Origin of the sequence: Allostella sp. (genome assembly GCF_041913585.1) — a bacterium.
In the GTDB taxonomy this organism is placed as follows: Bacteria; Pseudomonadota; Alphaproteobacteria; order ATCC43930; family Allostellaceae; genus Allostella.
This window is the reverse complement of the sequence record NZ_JAYSFE010000041.1, coordinates 1-20,753: the sequence shown is the minus strand read 5'-3', so window position 1 is coordinate 20,753 and position 20,753 is coordinate 1. Positions and strand designations below refer to the sequence as shown.

Genomic DNA, 20,753 nt, shown 5'->3' with positions numbered 1-20,753 from the left:
CGGTCAGTAGGCGTCGAACATCGCCTGCAGCCGGTCGGGGTCGCGGGCCACGGCGAGCCCCAGCATCAGCAGGATGCGCGCTTTCTGCGGCGACAGCGTGTCGGCGGCGAGCCAGCCGCGGCTGCGCAGGCCGCTGCGCGGCACCACCCGGCCGGAGGGCGAGCGGGTCGAGATCACGACCGGGATGCCGGCGGCGGCCGCGCGGTCGAGGGGCGGCCGCTGGCGCGGCGGCACCATGCCGGGGGCGAGGCCCGCCATCACCAGACCCGCGGCGCCGGCCGCGAGATGTGCCTCGATCGCCACCGCATCCGCCCCCGCATAGCTGGCGACGATGTCGACCCGCGGCAGCGCGTCGATGCCGGCGACGTCGAACTCCGTGTCCGGGGCGTGCCGGCGGGTCGGCCGGCGATAGAAGAGGACGCGGTCGGGATCGGCATAGCCGAGGAGGCCGAAATCGGGCGTCCGGAAGGTCTGCACGCGGAGGATCGAGGTCTTGGTGACGTCGCGCGCCGACTGGATCTCGTCGTTGAGGACGACGAGCACGCCCATGCCGCGCGCCTCCGGGCTGCCGGCGACGCGGACGGCGTTGCGCAGGTTGGCCCCGGCATCGCTGCCGAAGGCCGAGGCCGGCCGCTGCGCGCCGACCAGCACGACCGGGATGTCGACCTTCAGCACGAGGTGGAGGAAGTAGGCGGTCTCCTCGAGCGTCGAGGTCCCGTGCGTCAGCACGATCCCGTCCAGGCCCGGATGGCGGACCGGCAGGTCGTGCAGGAGCGCGGCCAGCTCCAGCCAGTCCGGCACGTCCATGTCCGGGCTGCCGATCGCCCGCCAGGCGACCGGGATCACGTCGCCCGCCGCCGCGACCTCCGGGAATTGCGCCAGCAGGCCGGCGGGGTCGAGCTTCCGGCCGGTGTCGCCATAGTCGACATAGTCGAGCGGCCCGTGGCCGAGCGAGGAGATGGTGCCGCCCGAGCCGACGATGCAGACCTTCATGGATGCCGTCCGGGTCAGAGCTGCGGGCGGGTGACGCGGTCGCCCGCCGCCACCTCGTAGGCGTGCGCGATCGCCAGCACGACATCGTCGGCGAAGGGCTTCGCCGCCACCTGCATGCTCATCGGCATGCCGCTGGAATAGAAGCCGCAGGGCACGGCGGCGGCCGGCTGGCCGGTGACGTTGAAGGGCATGGTGAGGTAGGGCTTGCCGAAGAAGGGGAAGACCGGCGCCACGTCCATCGGCTCCGGCGGGCCGTAGTGGCTCGCCGTCAGCACCGCGTCGTAGGGCGCCATGGCGGCGGTCATGCGCTCGACCAGCGTGCGGCGGAAGCGGATCGTGCGCACGTACTCGTCGGCCGAGACGAAGGCGCCGAGGCGGATGCGGTCGCGGAAGAGGGCGCCGTAGATTTCCGGCTGGCGGCGCAGGTGCCGCTGGTGGATGGCGAAGCCCTCGGTCAGGATGACGATGCGGCCGACGGCGTGGAAATCCATGATGTCGGGCAGGGTCACGTCCTCGACGACGGCGCCCTGGTCGGCCAGAACCTGGGCGGCGCGCTCGATGGCGGCGACCAGTTCCGGGTCGGCGCCGTCGTGCCAGGAACGGGCGATGCCGATGCGCAGGCCCGCGACCGGCCGGCCGATCGCGCCCATGAAGTCGGGCACCGGACCGTCGACCGAGGCGGGGTCCGCCGGGTCGTGGCCGGCCAGGACCTCCATCAGGATCGCGCAGTCCTCGGCGGTCCAGGTCATCGGGCCGGCATGGTCGAGGGTCCAGCTCAGCGGCAGGACGCCGCGGCGCGACACCAGCCCGTAGGTCGGCTTGAGCCCGACCAGCCCGCAGAAGCCGGACGGGCTGCGGATCGACCCGCCGGTGTCCGATCCCATGGCGGCCGCGCACATGCCGGCGGCGACGGCGACGCCCGAGCCGCTGGAAGAACCGCCCGGCTGCAGCGCCGGGTTCCAGGGGTTGCGCGCGGGCGGGCTGAAGAGGTCGGGCGAGGGGCCGCCGAAGGCGAATTCGTGGGTCGAGAGCTTGCCGAGGCTGATGGCGCCCGCGGCCGTCAGCCGGGCCACCGTCGCGGCGTCCTCCGCCGGGACGTTGTCGCGCAGCAGGCGGGAATGGGCGGTGGTCGGGATGCCCTTGGTCGAATAGATGTCCTTGAGGCCGATGGCGATGCCGTGCAGGGGCCCGCGCCAGTCGCCGGCCCGGATCTCGGCCTCGGCGGCGCGGGCGGCGGCCCGCGCCTCCTCGGCGGTCACCAGGATGAAGGCGTGGAGCCGGTCGTCGACGGCCTCGATGCGGGCGAGGTGGGCCTCGACCAGATCGACCGGCGACAGTTCGCCCGCGCGCAGCAGCCGCGACTGGGCGGCGACGCTCATCTCCGTCAGTCCGGTCATCGGGCGATCCCCGCGCCGGCGGCGACGAAGACCAGCGCCGGCTCGTCCGTCAGGTCCGGATCGGCCGGCAGCCGCGAGAGCAGCATCGACTGCATCCGGCGCCAGCCCTCGTGCATGCGCGGCGCCTCCTCTTCGGTGAATTCGAGACCGGCATGGCGGGCCAGCGCGAGGAATTCCTCGAGCGAGGGATCGGTCATGGTTCGGGATACTCCGGCGAGGGGCCGAGGGGAGAGGAGGGAGCGGAAGCTTACGCCGCCGCCGGGCCTGTCAGGTCCGGCGGCGTCGCTCAGCGCTGGATGTCGAGGGCCTGGCGCAGGCCGTCGCTCAGGAGGTTGAAGCACATGCAGGTGACGAAGATGACGGCCCCCGGCAGCGCGGCATTCCACGGCGCGACATAGATCGACTGGCGCAGCGTGTTCAGCATCAGGCCCCAGTCGGCCTCGGGCGGGCTGACCCCGAGGCCGAGGAAGCTGAGGCCGGAGGCGACGACGATGGCGACCGACAGCAGGCTGGAGGCGTAGACCAGGACCGGCCCGACGACGTTGGACATGACGTGGACCCGGATGATGGCGAAGGTCGAGGCGCCGCTCGCCCTGGCCGCCTCGACGAAGGGCAGCGCGCGGACCTGGGTGGTCACGCTCTCGGCGATGCGGGTCAGGGGCGGGATGAAGATGAGGGTGAGGGAGATGAGGCCGTTGACGAGGCCGGCGCCCATGGCGCCGGAGATGGCGATGGCGAGCAGGATCGAGGGGAAGGCATAGAAGACGTCGGTCGTGCGCATGATCGCCATGTTGACCCAGCCGCCGACGAAGCCGGCCGTCATGCCGAGGGCGCCGCCGATCAGGAACGCCAGCACGACCGGCGTGAACGACATGAAGAGCGAGATGCGGCCGCCATAGATGAGCCGGGTCAGGAGATCGCGGCCGAGTTCGTCGGTGCCGAGCAGGTGGCCCGCGGTGCCGATCGGCGCCAGCCGCCGCAGCATGCTGGTCTTGTAGGGATCGTGCGGGGCGACGAGCGGCGCGAAGACGGCGGCCAGCACGATCAGCGTCAGCACGGTGAGGCAGAAGAGCGTCACCGGGTCGCGGCGCAGCCGCCGGACGACCGTCGTCCAGTAGCCGGGCGGACGATCCGCGGCCGCGGGCCGCACGCTCGCAGGGACGGCGTCGATCGTGGTCTCGGCCATTGGGCAGCTCCGGTCAGCGCTTGATGCGGGGGTCGAGGGCCGCCTGCAGGATGTCGACCAGCAGGTTGAGGGCGACGAAGAAGAGCGCGAGCACCAGGATCACGCCCTGGAGCATCGGGATGTCGCGCGCGAAGATCGAGTTGTTGAGGAGGAGGCCGGTGCCGGGCCAGGCGAACACGGTCTCGATCAGGATCGAGCCGCCGAGCAGGTAGCCGAGCTGCAGGCCCATCACCGCCAGCACCGTGGGTGCGGCGTTCTTGGCGACGTGGGCGAGGATGCGGCGGCCGGTCAGTCCCTTGGCCCACAGCGCCTGCACGAACTCCTGGCTCATGGTCTCGCGCACGCTCTCGCGCACGGTGCGGGCGACGATCGCCATCGGGATGACCGACAATGCGATCGTGGGCAGGATGAGGTGGCGGAGGTTCTCCGCCGTCAGGCTGAAGCTCGTCGATCCGTCCGGCCCCATTCCCATCGAGGGCAGGATGTCCCATTCGACGGAGAAGACGATGACGAGCACGATCGACAGCCAGTAATGGGGCACGCTGACCCCGGTGACGGCGATCGCCGTCACCGCGCGGTCGATCGGCCGCCCGTGGAAATAGCCGGCGATGGCGCCGAGCAGGGTGCCGACGGCGAAGGCCAGCATCGAGGCCAGCACCGCCAGCAGCAGCGAGTTGAAGAGCGCCGGCGGGATCTCGTCGGCGACGTGACGGCGGGTCGCGATCGAGGTCCCGAGATCGCCGGTGACCGCCTTGCCGAGCCAGACCGCGTACTGCACCGGCAGCGGCTGGTCGAGCCCGTACTCCTTCTTGATGCGGTCGATCAGTTCCTTGGGCGCGTCCTCGGGCAGGATCGCGCTCAGGGGGTCGGAGGGGCCGAGATAGACCAGCGCGAAGCACAGCATGGTGACGCCGAGCGCGATCGGCACCGTGTAGAGCGTGCGCCGCAGGATGTAGCCCAGCATCGACCCCTCTCCCCGTCGGCTATGACCGCCCCGTCACTCCTTGGTCACGGGCGTCAGGTCCTGGAACCAGCTCTTGGCCTGGACGAAACCCTTCACGTTCCGGGCCATGGCACGCGGGTTGACGTCGTGGGTGACCCAGATCCACTCCGCCTTGTCGACGAGGGCGGCGTGGAGCTCGCCCAGCACCAGGTTCTGCGCCTCGAGGTCGAAGGTCTGCGACGCCTTCTGGATGAGGGCCGTGTATTCCGGATCGTCGACGAGGCCCCAGTTCGAGCCCCCGGGCGGGACGCGGTTTGGCAGGAAGAAGCGGTCGAAGGCGCTGAACGGGTCCTGGATCGCGCGGCTGATGATGACGGAATCGACGCCCGCCTTGACGACGTCGGGGTGGTTGGCGGGGTTGCGGGCGAAGGCGGTCAGCGCGTTCCACTCCATCACCTCGGCGGTGACGTTGAAGAAGCACTCGTTGAGGTTGGCCTGGAGCGCCTCGAACATCGGCAGCGGCTGCATCTGGCCGGAGCCGGAGGTCGAGATGGCGATCTTGACCGTCAGCTTTTTCGCGCCCGAGAAGCCGGCCTCCGCCATCAGCTTGCGCGCCTCGTCCGGCCTGTAGCCGAGCGCGAACTTGGGCTTGCCGAACCAGGCGTCGCCCGGCGGCATGTGGCCCTTGGCCGGCAGGGACAGGCCGCCCAGCAGCTTGTCGATGCCGTCGCGGTCGATGCAGAGATTGGCCGCCTTGCGGACCCGGACGTCGTTCCACGGCGAGCCGGCCGCGCGCGAGGGGGCGATCGCCCAGTTGTGCGGGTAGCCGTTGGTGACGATCTGCATGCCGGCCTGCTTCAGGCGCGGGATCGTGTCGGGCGAGGGGGCCTCGATCCAGTCGACCTGCCGCGACAGGAGGGCGGCGGTCCGGGCCGAGGCCTCCGGGATCGGCAGCAGGACCACCCGGTCGACCTTCGGCACCCGCTTCTTGTCCCAGTAATCCTTGTGGCCGACCATCTCGGCGCGCTCGCGCGGGACGACGCGCTGGAGCTTCCACGGCCCGGTGCCGACCGGCTGCTTGGCGAATGCCTCCCAGCTTCCGACCTTCTCCCAGTGCGCCTTCGACGGCATGAACCAGAAGCTGACCTCGTAGGGGACGTAGGCGGTCGGCGTATGGGTGACGATCTCGATCGTGTAGGTGTCGACCTTGCGGATCTCCTTGAGGTCGGGGATGCGGGTCGCGATCTGGGCCGCCTGCTTGGGGTCGTAGTGCTTGGCCTTGGTGTCGCGCGCGACCTCGAAGTTCCAGAGCACGTCGTCGGCGGTGAACTCGCTGCCGTCATGGTACTTGACGCCCCGGCGCAGCTTGAAGGTCCATTTGGTCTTGTCGGTCGCGTCGACCGACCAGGATTCGGCGAGGCCCGGCATCAGCGCGGCCGGCTTGTCGGCGCGCGACAGGTCCCACAGGACCAGCGGGTCGTAGAGCATGTAGCCCATGAAGCGGAAGCCCTCGAAGCCCTGGTCGGGCTGGCCCGCGGTGTAGGGAATGTCGGCGGCGGTCATGCCGACGCGCAGTACCTTCTCCTGCGCCGCCGCCGGACCGGCCGCCGCCAGCGCCGCGGCGACGAGCGCGCCGCCCAGTACGGCGCGCGCTTCGCTTCCAAACCTCGATCCCGTCATCTGCCTCTCCTGTGTTCGTCGTTCCGGGGCTTCCGATCGGAGCGGCGTCATGCGTGGACGGCCGCGCGGTCGAGGGACGGCACCCGGCGGTGCCAGTCCGTCGCCTGCTGGTACTGGTGGGCGAGACGGAGCAGCAGCGGCTCCGCGAAGGGGCGGGCGACGAGCTGGATCGCCATCGGCAGTCCCAGGCCGTCGAAGCCGATCGGCAGGGCCAGCGCCGGCAGGCCGAGATAGTTGAACGGCCGCGTATAGCGGGTGAGGCGGGCCACCATCTCCGGGATGGCGGCGGTCCGCTCCTCGTCGGTCTCGGCGATGGTCGGTACCGGGAAGGTGAGGATCGGCACCGCCAGCACGTCGATACCGGCGAAGACATCGGCGAGGAACTGGCGCAGCAGCCGGCCGCGGAGCGCCAGCGCCTCGACGTAGCGCGTGGCGGGAATGTGGAAGCCGGCCTCGGTGCGGCTGTGGACGTGCACCGAGTAGTCCTGCGGCCGGGTGCGCATCCAGGACCCGTGCGCCGCCGCCGCCTCCGACTTCGAAATGGCGTCGCCCAGCGCGAAGTACGGGTCGAGCGGCGGTGCCGTCACGGACCGGGTCGTCAGGCCGAGGCGGGCGAAGACGGCGAGCGCCGCCGAAACCGCATCGGCGACCTCCGGCGTAGCGTCCACCATCCACTCGGCCGGGGGGCGGCCCAGGCTCAGGCCGGCGACCGGGCGCTCGAGGAAGCCCGGGTCGGCCGGGAAGGGGCGGCGGGAGGTCGTCGGGTCGCGCGGGTCGTAGCCGGCGATGGCGGCCGTCATCAGCGCGGCATCGGCGGCCGTGCGGGTCAGTGGTCCGACCGTGTCGAGCGACCAGGCGCGCGGCATCGAGCCGGCGCGGCTGACGCGGCCATAGGTCGGCTTCAGGCCGACGAGGCCGTTCATCGCCGCCGGCAGCCGGATCGATCCGCCGGTGTCCGAGCCGAGGGCGCCCGCGACCATGCGGGCGGCGACGGCGGCGCCCGATCCCGCCGACGAGCCGCCGGTGACGCGGCGCGGATCCCAGGGATTGCGGTTGTGGCCGAAATGGACGTTGTGCCCGGTCGGGCCGGCGGCGAACTCGGACATGTTGAGCCAGCCGACCGTCACGGCGCCGGCCGCTTCCAGGCGGGTCACCGCCGGGGCCGGGGCGGGCTGCGGGTGCCCGGGCAGGATCGCCGAGCCGCCGGTCATCTCGGCGCCGGCACGCGCGAACTGGTCGTTGTGCGCGCGCGGCACCCCGTGCAGCGGTCCCGACCAGCGGCCGGCCGCGGCGGCGCGGTCGAGCGCGCCGGCACGTTCCAGCGCCGGCTCCGCGTCGACGCGGACGAAGGCGTTGACGACCGGCTGCCAGGCTGCGATCCGGGCGAGAGCGGCCTCGACCGCGGCGACGGCGGTGAGGCGGCCGGCACGGATCGCGGCGGCCGTCTCCGCGACTCCGAGCAGGGCCGGGTCGGACATGCTCACCGGCCGTCCTCCGGGCGGGCCGACGCCTCGAGCTCGGCCAGGAACTGGATCGGCTCGTCGAAGAACCAGAACGCCGGCATCGCCGCCGCCATGCGCCGCTGGATGCGGTCGACCTCGCCGGCGAGTTCGGTGGCGCGGCGATCGGGGATGGCGAAGCCGTAGAGCTCCCGGCCCTGGGCCTGGATCAGCGCGGCGGTGACGGACGGAATGGGAGCGGCAGGCATGACGTTGCGGAATTTCGCAACAAGCGTGCCAGCGTCGGGCGGCGTCTCACGGCCCGCGGAGCGCCCGAAAAAAGAAGGGGCCGCACCTTGCGGTGCGGCCCAAGTTTAGGGAGGAAACGCCCAAGAAGACACAACATGCACCGCATCGCGGTGTGGGCCATGCTGCGAAACCGAATATGCACCCGCCCGGGGTGGCTTTCAAGGACTTTTTTGCACCTGCTCACTGAAAGAATCGCCAGCGTTCTTCAGTGCATGTGCGTTGCCACATATATCCTGAGACCGCAGTCGGTTAGCAGATTTTGTGATGATCCGACCCGAACTGTGGCGGGCCGTTTCGCCGTTGTGCGTTGCAGCACTGCGACGTTCCGCCGCGCTCCGGCCCGCCGACGTTTGCCGGCTCGCCTGCGATGCTCGTAGAGTACAACCCGCGAGCGAGCCCCCAATGCGCGAGGCCAGGATGGTCCAACCCGCCCCCGTGGCGCAGCCGGCGAGCGAAGCCGCCGCGGATCACGGCGCGCGCCTTGCGGAGGGGGCGGAGGCGCTCCGCGCCGGGCGCGCGGCCGATGCCGTGCGCTGCTTCGAGGCAGTGCTGGCGCGGGAGCCGGGCCATGCCGCGGCCCTCGCCAATCTCGGCTCGGCGCTGCTGGCGTGCGACCGCCCGCAGGAGGCCCTGGACGCCCTCGACCGCGCGGCGGCGCTGGCGCCCGGTCATGCCGGCATCCACCACAACCGGGGCAACATCCTCTTCCAGCTCCGCCGGCCGGCGGAGGCGGCCGAGGCGCAGGCGCGGGCGGCGGCGCTCGCTCCGCGGGAAGCGCGCTTCCAATATGCCTGGGGGCTGGCGCTGGAGCGGGCCGGCCGCTGCGAGGAGGCGGCGGCGCGGTTTCGCGCCGCGCTCGCGATCGATCCCGGCCTCGCCTCGCCGCGGGCGGGGCTCGCCCTCCTGCAACTGGCGGCGGGTCAGCCGGCCGCGGCCGTCGCCACCTGGCGGGACCAGGCCGCGCTCGCCCGCCGCCTCGATCCGCCGGTTCCCTGGCGCGAGGCCGACCGCATCGCCAACCGCAGCCGCATCCGCCACGACCTCGAGCAGCTGCGGTGGCTGGCGGCCCAGGACGACCCGGCGATCGACCGCCGCCGGGCGGCCCGCCTCGTGCCGCGCTACGAGGCGCTGCTCGCGGCCATGCCCGACGGCGCGGACGCGCGCCGGCCGGTGGCGCTGTCCGATGCCGCGCTGCAGACCCTCGACGGGACCTACAACCGGGCGATCCAGCGGCTCGATGCGCCGGCCATGCCGGAGAGCCCGCTGCGGCCCCGCGACTGGACCGGGGTCGAGGCCGACTATGCGGCGATGGCCCCGGGATTGACCTGGATCGACGGGTTCCTGCGGCCGGAGGCGCTGGCGGCGCTGCGCCGCTTCTGCCTGGGCTCGACCATCTTCCACCATGTCAAGCATGGCGGCTATGTCGGCGCCTACCTGCCCGAGGTCGCCTGCGGCCTGCTCGCCCAGATCGCCGACGAGCTGCCGCGCCGCATGCCGAAGATCTTCGGCCGCCACCGCCTGCGGCAGATGTGGATCTACAAGTACGACAGCCGGATGGAGGGCATCGGCCTGCATGCCGACGCCGCGGCGGTGAACGTCAATTTCTGGCTGACGCCGGACGAGGCGAACCTCGCGCCCGAGGCGGCGCCCGGCGGCGGCGGGCTGGTGGTCCACCGCTGCGAGGCGCCGCTCGACTGGTCGTTCCGGCGTTTCAACGAGGACGAGGCGGCGATCGCCGCGCATCTCGCGCGCCACGGCGGCGAGCCGGTGACCGTCCCCTACCGCTGCAATCGCGCGGTCATCTTCGATTCCGATCTCTTCCACGCCACCGATCGCTTCACCTTCCGCGATCGCTACGAGGATCGGCGGCTCAACGTCACCATGCTCTTCGGCGATCGTGCCGAGGGGCCCTCGCGGGGGGCGGAATCGCGATGAACTTCCTGGCCGTCTACGGCCGCGTCCTCGGGCTGCTCGCGCCCGAGCGGACGCTGGTGATCTGGCTGGCGATCGCCAACGTGGCGCTCGCCACCCTGCCGTTCCTGGAGCCGCTGCTCTTCGGGCGGGTCGTCGACACGCTGGCGTCGAGCGCCGGCCGGCCCGCCGCCGACGTCTGGGCGGACGCGATCGGGCTGCTCGTCGCCTGGGGGCTGGTCGGCGTCGGCGGCATCGTCGCCAACATGCTGGTGGCGCTCCATGCCGACCGGCTGGCCCACCGCAACCGCCTCGCCGCGATGCGGTCGTTCTTCGAGCACGTCCTGCAACTGTCCGTGGCGTTCCACACCCGCACCCATTCCGGGCGCCTGCTCAAGATCATGCTGCAGGGCAGCGACCACCTCTTCGGCCTGTGGCTCGCCTTCTTCCGCGAGCACCTGTCGACCTTCGTCTCGCTGGTGGTTCTGCTGCCGGTGGCGCTGTGGCTGAACTGGCGGCTGGGCCTGCTGCTGGTCGGGCTGATCGTCGTATTCTGCGGCCTGACGCTCTTCGTCATCCGCCGCGCCGAGGCCGCCCAGACGGCCGTCGAGGCGCAGCACTCCGAACTGGCCGAGCGCACCGGCGACGCGCTCGCCAACGTGCTGCTGATCCAGAGCTTCGTGCGGCTGGCCGCCGAAGTGCGGCAGCTGGGCGACGTCATGCAGCGCCTGCTGGCGGCCCAGTTCCCGGTGCTCAACTGGTGGGCGCTGGCGACCATCCTCGCCCAGTCGACCAGCACGATCACCGTCATTTCGATCTTCCTGCTCGGCACCGCCCTCCATCTCGACGGCAAGGCGACGGTCGGCGAGATCGTCATGTTCATGGGGTTCGCGACCTTGCTGATCGGCCGGCTCGAGCACGCCATGTCGTTCGTCAGCCGGCTCTTCTTCCAGATGGCGGCGATCGGCGACTTCTTCTCGGTCCTCGATGCCCGTCCGGTGGTGACCGAGAAGCCGGGCGCGATCGACCTCGACCGCGCCCGCGGGGCGGTCACCTTCGAGGAGGTGACGTTCGCCTACGACCCCGGCCGGCCCGCCCTGCGCGGCATCTCGTTCGCCGTGGCGCCCGGCGAGACGGTGGCACTGGTCGGTCCGACCGGCGCCGGCAAGAGCTCGACGCTGGGACTGCTCTTCCGCCTGTGGGACCCGCAGTCCGGCCGCATCACCATCGACGGCCACGACATCCGCGACCTCTCGCTCGAATCCCTGCGCCGCAACATCGGCGTCGTCTTCCAGGAGAGCGCACTCTTCTACCGTTCGATCGCAGAGAACCTGCGGGTCGGCCGGCCCGACGCCAGCCAGGCGGAACTGGAGGCGGCGGCGCGGGCCGCCCAGGCGCACGATTTCATCATGCGCCAGCCGGCCGGCTACGAGACGCCGATCGGCGAGCGCGGGGTGACGCTCAGCGGCGGCGAGCGGCAGCGGCTCGCGATCGCCCGGGCCATCCTCAAGGACCCGCCGATCCTGGTGCTGGACGAGGCGACGAGCGCGCTCGATTCCGTCACCGAACGGCTGGTGCAGGAGGCGCTGGCGGCGGTCACCCGTGGCCGGACCACCTTCGTCATCGCCCACCGGCTGTCGACGATCCGCGATGCCGATCGCATCCTCGTCTTCGAGGATGGCCGGGTCATCGAGCAGGGGGGGTATCGCGAGCTGATCGCCGCCGGCGGGGCCTTCGCGAAGCTGGTCCGCACCCAGTACGGCGATGCGGCGCTGACCTAGCTCCGGCCGCCCTTGCGGGCCGCCAGGCATTCGTCGACGACCGGCAGCAGCTTGCTGCGGGTGATCGGCTTGCCGATCGAGCGGGTGGCGCCCAGGAGCTGGGCGACCTCGAGGTGGTCCATGGTCGACATGGCGCCGCTCATCAGTGTCGCGCGGGGGCCACCGGACATGGCGATGATGGGAACCACGGTATCGATCCGCCGGATCTCCCGGATCGTCTCCAGTCCCTCGACCTCGGGCATGAAGATGTCGGTGACCACTAGGTCGTAGGCCCCCGGACGGTAGGCCCGCAGGGCGTTGCGCCCGTCGGTCGCGACATCGACCGTGTGGGCGGCCGATTGCAGCAGTGCCACGATCGTCTTCGCGACCAGTTCGTCGTCGTCGATGACCAGGATATGCGCCACCCGTTCGACCCTTGCGCGACTGGTTGTCGTTCGAACATACCCTCCGGCGCCGAACCATCGCAATGCGTAGTTCCTCGGGCGATCGAACTACCATAGATATAAGGGATGCGAGTCTTGGGGGGACGGCGCGCGATCCGGCCGCCCGCGCCGTTCCGGTCCGGCCGGCGAGGAGCGAGGTCTTGCCGCGGCGCGCGATGACGCTCGCGACCGCGGGCGCGGTCGTCGCGCTTGCGGCCTGGGCCGGATACGACACGCTGCGGGACCGCCAGGAGACCGCGGCCGCCGCCTTCCGCAACGCCGGCAATCTCGCCGACGCGCTCGCCGGCCAGGCGGCCGGCACCATGGACGGCATCGCCAAGGCCCTGACGGGCCTGGTCGACGCCATTCCGCCGGCCGCGGTCGGCCAGGACGACCGGAGGCCGGCGATCTTCGATCTCCTGTCCGAGCGCCAGAAGGCCAATGCCGGGGTCTACGCGTTCCTCGTCCTCGATGGCAGCGGGCGGCTGGTCCACAGTTCGCGCAGTCGCCGGCCGCGCCCCGTCGATTTCGCCCAGGCGCCCTGGTTCGCCGAGGCCGCAGCGCAGCGCGGCGAGGACGTGGCGATCGGGCGCCCGGCGCTGATCCAGATCGAGGAGGGCCAGCGGGCCTGGGTCGTCCCCGCCTACCGGACCGTGGTCGACCAGGATGGCCGGCCGACCGCGGTCTTCGTCGCCGTCCTGTCGCTCGACCAGCTGGGCCATGTCCACGGCGCCTTCGACGTCGGGCCGGACGGGCGGGTCTCGCTCTTCCGCGCCGACGGCCTGGTCCTGGCCACCCACCCTTTCCGCGAGGCGCTGCTCGGCACCTCGCAGGCGCACCGGCCACTGTTCCGGGACCACCTGGCACTGGGCGGATCCGGTCGCTTCTTCGACGAACAGACCTTCGACGGCGTCCACCGGCTGGTGGCCTATCGGACGGTCGCCGGCCACCCGCTGGTCGTGGCGGTGGGGCTGGAGGAAGCCTGGGTGCTGGCGCCGTGGCGGACGCGCACCCTGCGTGCGCTCGGCGCGCTCGGGCTGCTGGTGACACTCGTCCTGGCTCTGGCCGCCTACGCGCGCCGCATGGTGCGGCTGCGGACGGCCGCGATGGCCGAACAGACGCGCCGTCTCAACCTGCTGGCAGGGGCCTCGATCGGCCTTGCCCGATCCCGCTCGGCCACCGCGATGCTCGATGCCGCGGCCGGCATCGTCCGCTCGCTGGTCGGCGCCCATCAGTCGGTGGTGTCGGTGACGCCGGAGGACGGCGGACCGACGATCATCCATGCGGTCTCCCTCAGCGACCGCTACGCGGCATGGCGTACCTACGACGAGGCGCCGACCGGGGCCGGAATCTACGCGCTCGTCGGCGAGACCAACCGGCCGATGCGCATGACCCAGGCCGAGCTGGAGGCGCATCCGGCCTGGAAGGGGTTCGGCGCCGCGGCCGGCCGTCATCCGCCGATGCGGGGCTGGCTCGCGGTGCCGATCGTCGGCCAGGACGGGCGCAATATCGGCATCATCCAGCTCTCGGACCGCAACGAGGGCGAGTTCGACGAGGCGGACGAGGCGATCTGCCTCCAGTTCTCGCTGATGCTCGCGGCCCTCATCGAGAACCTGCGCTCGGGGGAGGCGCTGGCCGACGCGCTGGCAGCGGAGCGCGAGGCGCGCGCCGAGGCCGACCGCCTGCGCCGGCGGACGGAAATCATCCTCGCCAGCATCTCCGACGCCTTCTTCGTGCTCGACCGCAGCTTCCGGTTCCGGCACCTCAACGACCGGGCCGCGGCCGCGCTGGGCGGGCGGGACCTGATCGGCCGGCGCATCTGGGACGCCTTCCCTCCCGCCGTCGACACGCCCGTGAAAGCCAATTTCGAGCATGCGATGGAGCATGGCGAGCCGGTCGCGTTCGTCGTCTACTATCCGCCGTTCCGGGCCTGGTTCGACGTCCGCGCGTCGCCCTTCGAGGAGGGCCTGTCGGTCTATTTCCGCGACGTCACCGAGAAGATCGAGACCGAGGCGAAGCTGCAGCAGGCGCAGAAGATGGAGGCGGTGGGGCAGCTCACCGGCGGCATCGCCCATGACTTCAACAACCTCCTGACCGTGATCCTCGGCATGGGCGACGCCATCCTGGCGGCGCCGATCGCGGACCCGGCGCTGCGCGAGAAGATCGAGACCATCGTCGCCGCCGGCGAACGGGGGGCGCAGCTCACCAGCAGCCTCCTCGCGTTCTCGCGGCGACACCCGCTGGAGCCGCGGGCCACCGACATCGGCCAGCTCATCGGACGCAGCGAGGCCCTGCTGTCGCGCACGCTGGGCGAGCGGATCGAGATCGAGGCCGTCACTTCGGGCAGCCTGTGGCGCGCCATGGTCGATCCCGGGCAGCTCGAGCTGGCGATCCTCAATCTCGCCATCAACGCGCGCGACGCGATGCCGAACGGCGGGCGACTGACGATCGAAGCCGCCAATGCGCGCCTCGACGAGGCCTACGCCCAGGCCCATCCGGAAGTGTCCGCCGGGCAGTATGTCATGGTGGCGGTCAGCGATACCGGCACCGGCATGACGGCGGAGACGATCGCGCGCGCCTTCGAGCCGTTCTTCACCACCAAGCCGGTCGGCAAGGGGTCCGGCCTCGGCCTCAGCATGGTCTACGGCTTCGTCAAGCAGTCCGGCGGCCATGTCAGCATCTACAGCGAGGTCGGCGCGGGGACGACGATCAAGCTCTACCTGCCGCGGGCCGTCGAGCGCCCGGCGGAGCGCGCAGGCTCCGAGCCGGAGGACCGGGCGCCGGGCGGCAGCGAGGCGATCCTCGTGGTCGAGGATACCGCGGAGGTGCGCCGCCTCATCGTCGACGGGCTCGCCGCACTCGGCTACCGGGTGACCACGGCCCAGTCCGGCGCCGCGGCGCTCGGGTGCCTGGAGGGCGCGCGCTTCGACCTGCTGCTGACCGACGTCATGCTGCCGGGCGGGATGAACGGCCGCGAACTGGCCGAGGAGGCGCGCCGCCGCCAGCCCGGCCTGGCGGTGCTCTACACCTCCGGCTACACCGAGAACGCCATCGTCCACCACGGCCGCCTCGATCCCGGCGTTCGCCTGCTCCGCAAGCCCTTCCGTCAGGCCGACCTCGCCCGGATGGTGCGCGTGGCACTGGCCGACGGGCGCTAGGCGGCAGTCGCGGGCGCTCAGGCGGCGACCGCGGCGCGCGCCGCGGCGAGGATCCGGTCGGAAAGGGCGCGGTCGTCGACCGCGCGCGCCAGCACCAGCGCCCCCACCATCGTCGACAGCCGGACGAGCGCGGCCGCCGCCCGCGCTTCGGCCGCGTCCTCGGGGCCCGCCTCCGCCAGCACTTCGGCGAGCCCGGCGAGGCCCTCGGTGAAGGCGTGGCGAAGCTCCGGATCGTCGATGCGGGCGACCTCGGCCGTCAGCGCCGCATGGATGCAGCCGCGGCCGGCGGCGTCGCGGTGGCGCGGCGTCAGATAGGCGTCGGCCAGGGCCGCCAGCGGCGCCTCGGGATGTCCGGCCGCGCGCTGCCGCCAGCCCTCGGTCGCCTGGTCGATCGCCGCCCGGCAGGCGACGCGGGCGAGGTCCTCCTTCGACCGGAAATGCCCGTAGAAGCCGCCATGGGTCAGGCCGGCGGCGGCCATGATCTCGGCCACTCCGACGCCCGAGAAGCCGCGCTCGCGGAACAGCCGCGCCGCCGCCTCGACGATCCGCCGCCGGTTCTCCGCCGCCTGCTCCCGGGTCACGCGCATCGCTCCGCCTCCGTGCTGGGCTTGACAGATTAGATGATCTTCATCATGAATAGTCTTAAATGATGTTCATCATATAAAATCCCGCACCGGAGCCGCCATGCAGACCGTTCTCGCCGCCGCCCTCGCCCGGCGCGGCATCCATTACGGCTGGGTCGTCGTCGCCGCCACCTTCCTCACCATGCTGGTGACGGCGGGGGCGGTGGGGGCCCCCGGCGTCTTCATCGTGCCGTTGCAGCAGGAGTTCGGCTGGGCGACCGCCGACATCTCTTCCGCGCTCGCCGTGCGCTTTGCCCTGTTCGGCCTGATGGGGCCGTTCGCCGCCGCCTTCATGAACCGTTTCGGCGTCCGCCGGATGGTGCTGATCGCGCTCGCGATCGTCGTCGGCGGGCTGGTGCTGTCGCTCGGCATGACGCGGATCTGGCAGCTCGTGCTGCTCTGGGGCGTCGTCATCGGGCTGGGCACCGGGCTGATGGCGATGGTGCTGGGGGCGACCGTCGCCGCCCGCTGGTTCGACCGGCGCCGTGGCCTCGTCGTCGCCCTGCTGTCCGCCAGCACCGCCACCGGGCAACTGCTCTTCCTGCCGATGCTGGCGGCGGTCACCGACGCGGTCGGCTGGCGGACGGCGCTGGGCCTCGTCTGCGCGATGCTGGCGGTCGCCGCCGTCGCGGCACTCGCGCTGCTGCGCGACCGTCCGGCCGACCTCGGCCTGCCGCCCTACGGCGGCGACCGGATCGAGCCGGCACCGGCCGTCCCGGGCGGGCTCGGGGCGCTGCTGCTGACGCCGCTGGTCGTGCTCCGCGAGGTCTCGGCGAGCCCGGTCTTCTGGGTGCTCTTCGCCACCTTCTTCATCTGCGGCGCCAGCACCAACGGTCTCGTCCAGACGCACTTCATCGCGCTCTGCGGCGATTTCGGCATGGTCCCGGTGGCCGCCGCCGGCGTCCTGGCGATGATGGGGATCTTCGACTTCTTCGGCACCATCGGCTCGGGCTGGCTGTCCGATCGCTACGACAACCGCTGGCTGCTCTTCTGGTACTACGGCCTGCGCGGCCTTTCGCTGGCGTTCCTGCCCTTCACGGACTTCACCATCTACGGCCTGTCGCTGTTCGCCGTGTTCTACGGCCTCGACTGGATCGCGACGGTGCCGCCGACGGTCCGGCTGGTGGCGCAGAATTTCGGCCGCGAGCGCGCCAACATCGTCTTCGGGTGGGTCTTCGCCGGCCATCAGCTCGGCGCCGCCTCGATCGCCTGGGGCGCGGGCTTGACGCGGACGACGTTCGACACGTACCTGCCGGCATTCTTCGCGGCGGGCATCCTCTGCCTCCTCGCGGCCGGGCTGGCGCTGACGCTGGCCCGCCCACGCCCGGCCGCCGGATAGGAGTGCGTCCGGAATGACGGTCCGTCGTCCGCCACGCCATGTCGGCATCGTCGCCTGCTCCTCGGAAGGGGCGGCGCTCTGCTACCGGACCTTCTGCGTCGAGGCGGCGACCGTGCTCGGGCCGCACGCGCATCCCCAGGTCTCGCTGCACGGGCATTCCCTGGCCGACTACGTCGCCTGCCTGGAACGCGGCGACCGCCAGGGCGTGGCCGACCTGATGCTCGATTCGGCCGGGCGCCTGGCCGCCGCGGGGGCGGAGTTCCTGGTCTGCCCCGACAACACGATCCACGACGTCATGCCGCTGGTGCGGCCGCGCTCGCCCCTGCCCTGGCTGCACATCGCCGAGGTGGTGGCGGAGGCGGCCGCGCGGCGCGGCTGGCGGCGTGTCGGGCTTTCCGGCACGCGCTGGCTGGTCGACAGCGCCGTCTATCCGGAGGCGCTCGGGCGGCACGGGATCGAATGCGTGCGGCCGACGCCGGACGAGCGCCTCCGGATCGACCGCATCATCATGGACGAGCTCGTCCGGGGCATCGTCCGGCCCGAGGCGATCGACGCCTTCCAGGCCGTCTTCGGGCGGCTGGCGGCGGCCGGATGCGAGGCGGTCATTCTCGGCTGTACCGAGATTCCGCTGGTCATGAACGACGGCAACTCGCCGCTGCCGACGCTCGATTCGACCCGCCTCCTGGCGGCCGCGGCACTGGCGCGCGCGGTCGCATAGCGGGCCGCGGTCAGGCGAAGCGCAGCGCCGCCGCGCCGCAGGCGACGAGGCCGATCGCGGCCGCCCGCCGCGCCGTCACCCGCTCCTTGAGGACCACGGCGGCGATCAGTGCCGCAAAGACGACGCTGGTGTCGCGCAGCGCGGCGCCGAGGGCGACCGGCGCCTGCGACCAGACCCAGAGGATCAGGAGATAGGAGAGGATGGCGCCGGTCGAACCCAGGGACGCCAGGAGGAGATGGCGGCGGAGCGCGCCGATCAGCGGCACGCCGCCGCGCAGCCGGTGAACGGTGCCGAACATCACCGCGTTCACGGCCGACATCGCGAAGCCGTAGCCGAGCGTCGAGGGCGAGAGGCGGGCGCCCTGGGCGTCGCACACGGCATAGGCGGCGGAGAAGATCCCGGCGGCCAGCGCCGACAGCAGGGCCGCCCGGTGCCGGCGGGCGTCGCCGACGGCGAACATGGCGACCCCGGCCGAGACCAGGACGACGCCGGCGAGCCCGACCGGCCCCAGCCGCTCGCCGAAGAGCGCGGTGGCGAGCAGCGTCACCAGCAGGGGCGAGGTCGCCCGCGTCAGCGGGTAGACCAGTCCGAAGCCGCCGCCCGCATTGTAGCCGCGGACCATGGCCAGCATGGCGAGCAGGTTGAAGCTGGTCGAGGCGGCGAGCCAGGGCAGGGCTTCGGGCGACGGCAGCGGCAGGACGAGCAGCGCCGGGACCGACAGGATCCCCGACGCGACGACCTGCGCCGCCATCGCCGCCTGCGGGTCGGGGGCGGCCTTGACGGCCGCGTTCCAGGCGGCGTGGAGCAGGGCGCTCAGCAGCGCCGCGGCGACGACGATGCCGTCCATCGGGCGGCGCTAGCCGGCGAGGCCACGCCAGGCGGGCGTCGGCGCCAGTCGCTTGTAGTAGAAGACGGTTTCGCACGGCGGCCCCTCCGGCAGCAGCGCGAAGTCCGGTACCGCGCCGACGCGGACCCAGCCCTCGCGGGCGTAGAGCCGTTCGGCGGCGTCGCTGGCGGTGTCCAGCACCAGGAGCGTCTTGCCGTGGGCGAGGGCGGCCCGTTCCGCCGCGCGCATCAGGGCCTGCCCGGCGCCGCGGCCGCGCGCGGCCCGCATCACCAGCATCTTGGAGATGTCGCCGCGGTGCGGCTGGTTTTCCGGCTGGGACAGCACGACCTGCACGGTGCCGATCGGCGGACCGCCGCCCGCGGGTGCGGCCGCCAGCAGCAGCCGCTGGCCGGCGGCGACGCCGGCCGCGACCCCGGCCCAGAACCGCTCGGCCCGATCCTGGGTCAGCGGGTTCATGAACCCGACCGACGCGCCGCCGGCGACGCAGTCGACGAGGATGCGGGCGAGCTGCGGCACCGCCGCCTCCGCCTCGGGCGGGCTCAGCAGGCGAACGGCGAGGGACTGCGGCATCGGCGGGTGTTCCGGCAAGGGTGCGGTCAGGAGCGGCGGACGGTCAGCGCCACGAGGTAGCGGGCCGGACGGCCGCCCGGATTGCGGAAGGCGATCGGCCGATCGACGGCCATCGCCAGGCAGTCGCCGGCGGCGAGGCGATGGACGGCGTCGCCGACCGTCAGTTCCATCTCGCCGTCGATGATCCAGATCTGCTGGCGGATGCCGAGGCCACGCGGGGCGCTCTCGTAGGCGACCCGGGCACCGGCGGGGAACTCGACCTCGACCAGTTCGAGCGGGGTCGGATAGCCGAGCGGCGAGAGGTGGCGCCGCTGGTAGCCGGTCTCGGGGTCGCGCCAGAGCGGCTGGTCGGCGCGCCGCGCCACCGGGTCGGCGTCGGGCCGCTCGGATTCCGCGAAGAGGGCGGCGAGCGACAGGCCGAGGCCGGTCGCCAGGCGGTCGAGCACGGCGGCGGTGGGGCTGCTCTCGCCGCGCTCGATCAGCGAGATCATCGACCGGCTGACGCCCGACCGTCCCGCCAGTTCCTCGAGCGTCAGCGCGCGCTCGGCGCGGAGCGTGCGCAACCGTCGGGCGAGGCGGGCATCGACGTCGGTCGGGGTCCGATCCATGATCCAAGAATTACATTCCAGGATATTGGAGTCAACGCCGGGCCATCCGTCGTTCGCCTTCGACGGCGGCGAACAGGAGGACGGCGACGGCGGCGCAGACCGCGATCTCCGGCGCCGCCAGGGGGGTGCTTCCGAACACCTGCTGCATGGCCGGCAGGTAGGTGAAGGCACCTTGCGCCGCGATCGTCGCTCCGACCCCGACCAGCACCGCCGGCGTTCCGAGCGTGCCCCGCCAACCCGACGCGGCGCCGGGGACGTGGCGTACGGCGTAGAGATAGGCGATTTCCATCGCCACCAGCGCGTTGACGACCATGGTCCGGGCGCCCTCGAGCGGCAGGCCGCGGGCCTCGGACCAGAGCCATGCGGCGATCGTGCCGGCGACCATCAGGACGGAGACGAAGGCGATGCGCCATGCCAGCCGCCCGGAGAGGATACCGGCGTCCGGGCGCCGCGGTGGCCGGCGCATGGTGCCGGGCTCCGTCGGTTCGAAGGCCAGGGCGAGTCCGAGGGCGACGGCGGTCACCATGTTGATCCACAGGATCTGCACCGGCGCCACCGGCAGCGTCAGCCCGAACAGGACCGCCAGCACGATCGTCAGCGCCTCGCCGCCATTGGTCGGCAGGGTCCAGGCGATGACCTTGGCGATGTTGTCGTAGACCGTCCGGCCCTCGCGCACCGCGGCGACGATGGAGGCGAAATTGTCGTCGGCCAGCACGATCTCGCTGGCCTCCTTGGCGGCCTCGGTGCCCTTGCGGCCCATGGCGATGCCGACGTCGGCGCGCCGGAGCGCCGGCGCGTCGTTGACGCCGTCGCCGGTCATGGCGACGAC

General features: G+C 72.2%; 19 protein-coding genes. 5 read left to right on the top strand and 14 right to left on the bottom strand.

The features are described 5' to 3' along the window. Nucleotides 1-3: 3 nt before the first annotated feature. The 8 genes from ACE3Q3_RS10150 to ACE3Q3_RS10115 form a co-directional block, all read right to left on the bottom strand. A complete protein-coding gene (locus ACE3Q3_RS10150; protein WP_374445300.1) occupies nt 4-993 on the bottom strand; it encodes an asparaginase in 990 nt (329 codons plus the stop codon). A 14-nt stretch (nt 994-1,007) separates the two neighbouring features. Next, on the bottom strand, nt 1,008-2,390 hold the full coding sequence (locus ACE3Q3_RS10145; RefSeq protein WP_374445298.1) for an amidase: 1,383 nt from the start codon (nt 2,388-2,390) through the stop codon (nt 1,008-1,010). Then, the gene (locus ACE3Q3_RS10140; RefSeq protein ID WP_374445296.1) at nt 2,387-2,587 is read right to left on the bottom strand and encodes a Nif11-like leader peptide family natural product precursor; all 201 of its coding nucleotides are present in this window, start codon (nt 2,585-2,587) and stop codon (nt 2,387-2,389) included. The genes ACE3Q3_RS10145 and ACE3Q3_RS10140 overlap by 4 nt, the downstream gene beginning before the upstream one ends. A gap of 89 nt (nt 2,588-2,676) precedes the next feature. Further along, entirely contained in the window at nt 2,677-3,576 is a 900-nt protein-coding gene (locus ACE3Q3_RS10135) for an ABC transporter permease (RefSeq protein ID WP_374445294.1), read from the bottom strand. Between the two features lie 13 nt (nt 3,577-3,589). After that, the gene (locus ACE3Q3_RS10130; protein ID WP_374445292.1) at nt 3,590-4,540 is read right to left on the bottom strand and encodes an ABC transporter permease; all 951 of its coding nucleotides are present in this window, start codon (nt 4,538-4,540) and stop codon (nt 3,590-3,592) included. A 33-nt stretch (nt 4,541-4,573) separates the two neighbouring features. Further along, complete coding sequence (locus tag ACE3Q3_RS10125; RefSeq protein WP_374445290.1) at nt 4,574-6,199, bottom strand: ABC transporter substrate-binding protein; 1,626 nt, start codon at nt 6,197-6,199, stop codon at nt 4,574-4,576. Between the two features lie 47 nt (nt 6,200-6,246). Next, nucleotides 6,247-7,677: an amidase gene (locus tag ACE3Q3_RS10120; protein ID WP_374445341.1), complete on the bottom strand. Its 1,431-nt coding sequence runs from the start codon at nt 7,675-7,677 to the stop codon at nt 6,247-6,249. A gap of 2 nt (nt 7,678-7,679) precedes the next feature. Then, a complete protein-coding gene (locus tag ACE3Q3_RS10115; protein WP_374445287.1) occupies nt 7,680-7,907 on the bottom strand; it encodes a hypothetical protein in 228 nt (75 codons plus the stop codon). Nucleotides 7,908-8,364: 457 nt separating this feature from the next. On the opposite strand from ACE3Q3_RS10115, the gene ACE3Q3_RS10110 reads away from it, so the two are divergent. Both ACE3Q3_RS10110 and ACE3Q3_RS10105 read left to right on the top strand, forming a co-directional pair. Next, the gene (locus tag ACE3Q3_RS10110) at nt 8,365-9,882 is read left to right on the top strand and encodes a tetratricopeptide repeat protein (protein WP_374445285.1); all 1,518 of its coding nucleotides are present in this window, start codon (nt 8,365-8,367) and stop codon (nt 9,880-9,882) included. Next, nucleotides 9,879-11,639 carry a glucan ABC transporter ATP-binding protein/ permease gene (locus tag ACE3Q3_RS10105; RefSeq protein WP_374445283.1) on the top strand — a complete coding sequence of 587 codons (1,761 nt, stop codon included), beginning with the start codon at nt 9,879-9,881 and terminating at the stop codon, nt 11,637-11,639. The genes ACE3Q3_RS10110 and ACE3Q3_RS10105 overlap by 4 nt, the downstream gene beginning before the upstream one ends. Here the strand turns inward: ACE3Q3_RS10105 and ACE3Q3_RS10100 are convergent. Continuing rightward, on the bottom strand, nt 11,636-12,043 hold the full coding sequence (locus ACE3Q3_RS10100; RefSeq protein ID WP_374445280.1) for a response regulator: 408 nt from the start codon (nt 12,041-12,043) through the stop codon (nt 11,636-11,638). The genes ACE3Q3_RS10105 and ACE3Q3_RS10100 overlap by 4 nt on opposite strands. 194 nt (nt 12,044-12,237) lie before the next feature. Between ACE3Q3_RS10100 and ACE3Q3_RS10095 the strand changes: the two genes are divergently transcribed. Continuing rightward, complete coding sequence (locus tag ACE3Q3_RS10095) at nt 12,238-15,219, top strand: ATP-binding protein (RefSeq protein WP_374445278.1); 2,982 nt, start codon at nt 12,238-12,240, stop codon at nt 15,217-15,219. A gap of 17 nt (nt 15,220-15,236) precedes the next feature. On the opposite strand, the gene ACE3Q3_RS10090 is transcribed toward ACE3Q3_RS10095, so the two are convergent. Further along, entirely contained in the window at nt 15,237-15,806 is a 570-nt protein-coding gene (locus ACE3Q3_RS10090) for a TetR family transcriptional regulator (RefSeq protein WP_374445274.1), read from the bottom strand. 97 nt (nt 15,807-15,903) lie between these two features. Here ACE3Q3_RS10090 and ACE3Q3_RS10085 point away from each other — a divergent pair, with 97 nt between their 5' ends. Together ACE3Q3_RS10085 and ACE3Q3_RS10080 are read left to right on the top strand one after the other, a co-directional pair. Beyond that, the gene (locus ACE3Q3_RS10085) at nt 15,904-17,181 is read left to right on the top strand and encodes an MFS transporter (RefSeq protein ID WP_374445272.1); all 1,278 of its coding nucleotides are present in this window, start codon (nt 15,904-15,906) and stop codon (nt 17,179-17,181) included. A 13-nt stretch (nt 17,182-17,194) separates the two neighbouring features. Next, nucleotides 17,195-17,899, top strand: coding sequence for an aspartate/glutamate racemase family protein (locus tag ACE3Q3_RS10080; protein WP_374445270.1), 705 nt, complete (start codon nt 17,195-17,197; stop codon nt 17,897-17,899). 10 nt (nt 17,900-17,909) lie between these two features. Here the strand turns inward: ACE3Q3_RS10080 and ACE3Q3_RS10075 are convergent, their stop codons facing one another. From ACE3Q3_RS10075 to ACE3Q3_RS10060, 4 genes are all read right to left on the bottom strand, one after another. Continuing rightward, on the bottom strand, nt 17,910-18,746 hold the full coding sequence (locus ACE3Q3_RS10075) for an EamA family transporter (protein ID WP_374445267.1): 837 nt from the start codon (nt 18,744-18,746) through the stop codon (nt 17,910-17,912). Between the two features lie 9 nt (nt 18,747-18,755). Beyond that, the gene (locus ACE3Q3_RS10070) at nt 18,756-19,316 is read right to left on the bottom strand and encodes a GNAT family N-acetyltransferase (RefSeq protein ID WP_374445265.1); all 561 of its coding nucleotides are present in this window, start codon (nt 19,314-19,316) and stop codon (nt 18,756-18,758) included. A 26-nt stretch (nt 19,317-19,342) separates the two neighbouring features. Next, on the bottom strand, nt 19,343-19,924 hold the full coding sequence (locus tag ACE3Q3_RS10065; protein ID WP_374445262.1) for a helix-turn-helix domain-containing protein: 582 nt from the start codon (nt 19,922-19,924) through the stop codon (nt 19,343-19,345). Between the two features lie 31 nt (nt 19,925-19,955). Continuing rightward, nucleotides 19,956-20,753, bottom strand: a 798-nt coding sequence (locus tag ACE3Q3_RS10060; RefSeq protein WP_374445261.1) for an HAD-IC family P-type ATPase, incomplete at its 5' end; no start/stop codon positions are given.

Coding starts and splice junctions, on each gene's coding strand:
- ACE3Q3_RS10065 (WP_374445262.1), bottom strand. CDS start 19,924: ATGGATCGGACCCCGACCGACGTCGATGCCCGCCTCGCCCGACGGTTG.
- ACE3Q3_RS10105 (WP_374445283.1), top strand. CDS start 9,879: ATGAACTTCCTGGCCGTCTACGGCCGCGTCCTCGGGCTGCTCGCGCCC.
- ACE3Q3_RS10110 (WP_374445285.1), top strand. CDS start 8,365: ATGGTCCAACCCGCCCCCGTGGCGCAGCCGGCGAGCGAAGCCGCCGCG.
- ACE3Q3_RS10150 (WP_374445300.1), bottom strand. CDS start 993: ATGAAGGTCTGCATCGTCGGCTCGGGCGGCACCATCTCCTCGCTCGGC.
- ACE3Q3_RS10130 (WP_374445292.1), bottom strand. CDS start 4,540: ATGCTGGGCTACATCCTGCGGCGCACGCTCTACACGGTGCCGATCGCG.
- ACE3Q3_RS10140 (WP_374445296.1), bottom strand. CDS start 2,587: ATGACCGATCCCTCGCTCGAGGAATTCCTCGCGCTGGCCCGCCATGCC.
- ACE3Q3_RS10075 (WP_374445267.1), bottom strand. CDS start 18,746: ATGGACGGCATCGTCGTCGCCGCGGCGCTGCTGAGCGCCCTGCTCCAC.
- ACE3Q3_RS10125 (WP_374445290.1), bottom strand. CDS start 6,199: ATGACGGGATCGAGGTTTGGAAGCGAAGCGCGCGCCGTACTGGGCGGC.
- ACE3Q3_RS10080 (WP_374445270.1), top strand. CDS start 17,195: ATGACGGTCCGTCGTCCGCCACGCCATGTCGGCATCGTCGCCTGCTCC.
- ACE3Q3_RS10085 (WP_374445272.1), top strand. CDS start 15,904: ATGCAGACCGTTCTCGCCGCCGCCCTCGCCCGGCGCGGCATCCATTAC.
- ACE3Q3_RS10115 (WP_374445287.1), bottom strand. CDS start 7,907: ATGCCTGCCGCTCCCATTCCGTCCGTCACCGCCGCGCTGATCCAGGCC.
- ACE3Q3_RS10145 (WP_374445298.1), bottom strand. CDS start 2,390: ATGACCGGACTGACGGAGATGAGCGTCGCCGCCCAGTCGCGGCTGCTG.
- ACE3Q3_RS10070 (WP_374445265.1), bottom strand. CDS start 19,316: ATGCCGCAGTCCCTCGCCGTTCGCCTGCTGAGCCCGCCCGAGGCGGAG.
- ACE3Q3_RS10090 (WP_374445274.1), bottom strand. CDS start 15,806: ATGCGCGTGACCCGGGAGCAGGCGGCGGAGAACCGGCGGCGGATCGTC.
- ACE3Q3_RS10135 (WP_374445294.1), bottom strand. CDS start 3,576: ATGGCCGAGACCACGATCGACGCCGTCCCTGCGAGCGTGCGGCCCGCG.
- ACE3Q3_RS10095 (WP_374445278.1), top strand. CDS start 12,238: ATGACGCTCGCGACCGCGGGCGCGGTCGTCGCGCTTGCGGCCTGGGCC.
- ACE3Q3_RS10120 (WP_374445341.1), bottom strand. CDS start 7,677: ATGTCCGACCCGGCCCTGCTCGGAGTCGCGGAGACGGCCGCCGCGATC.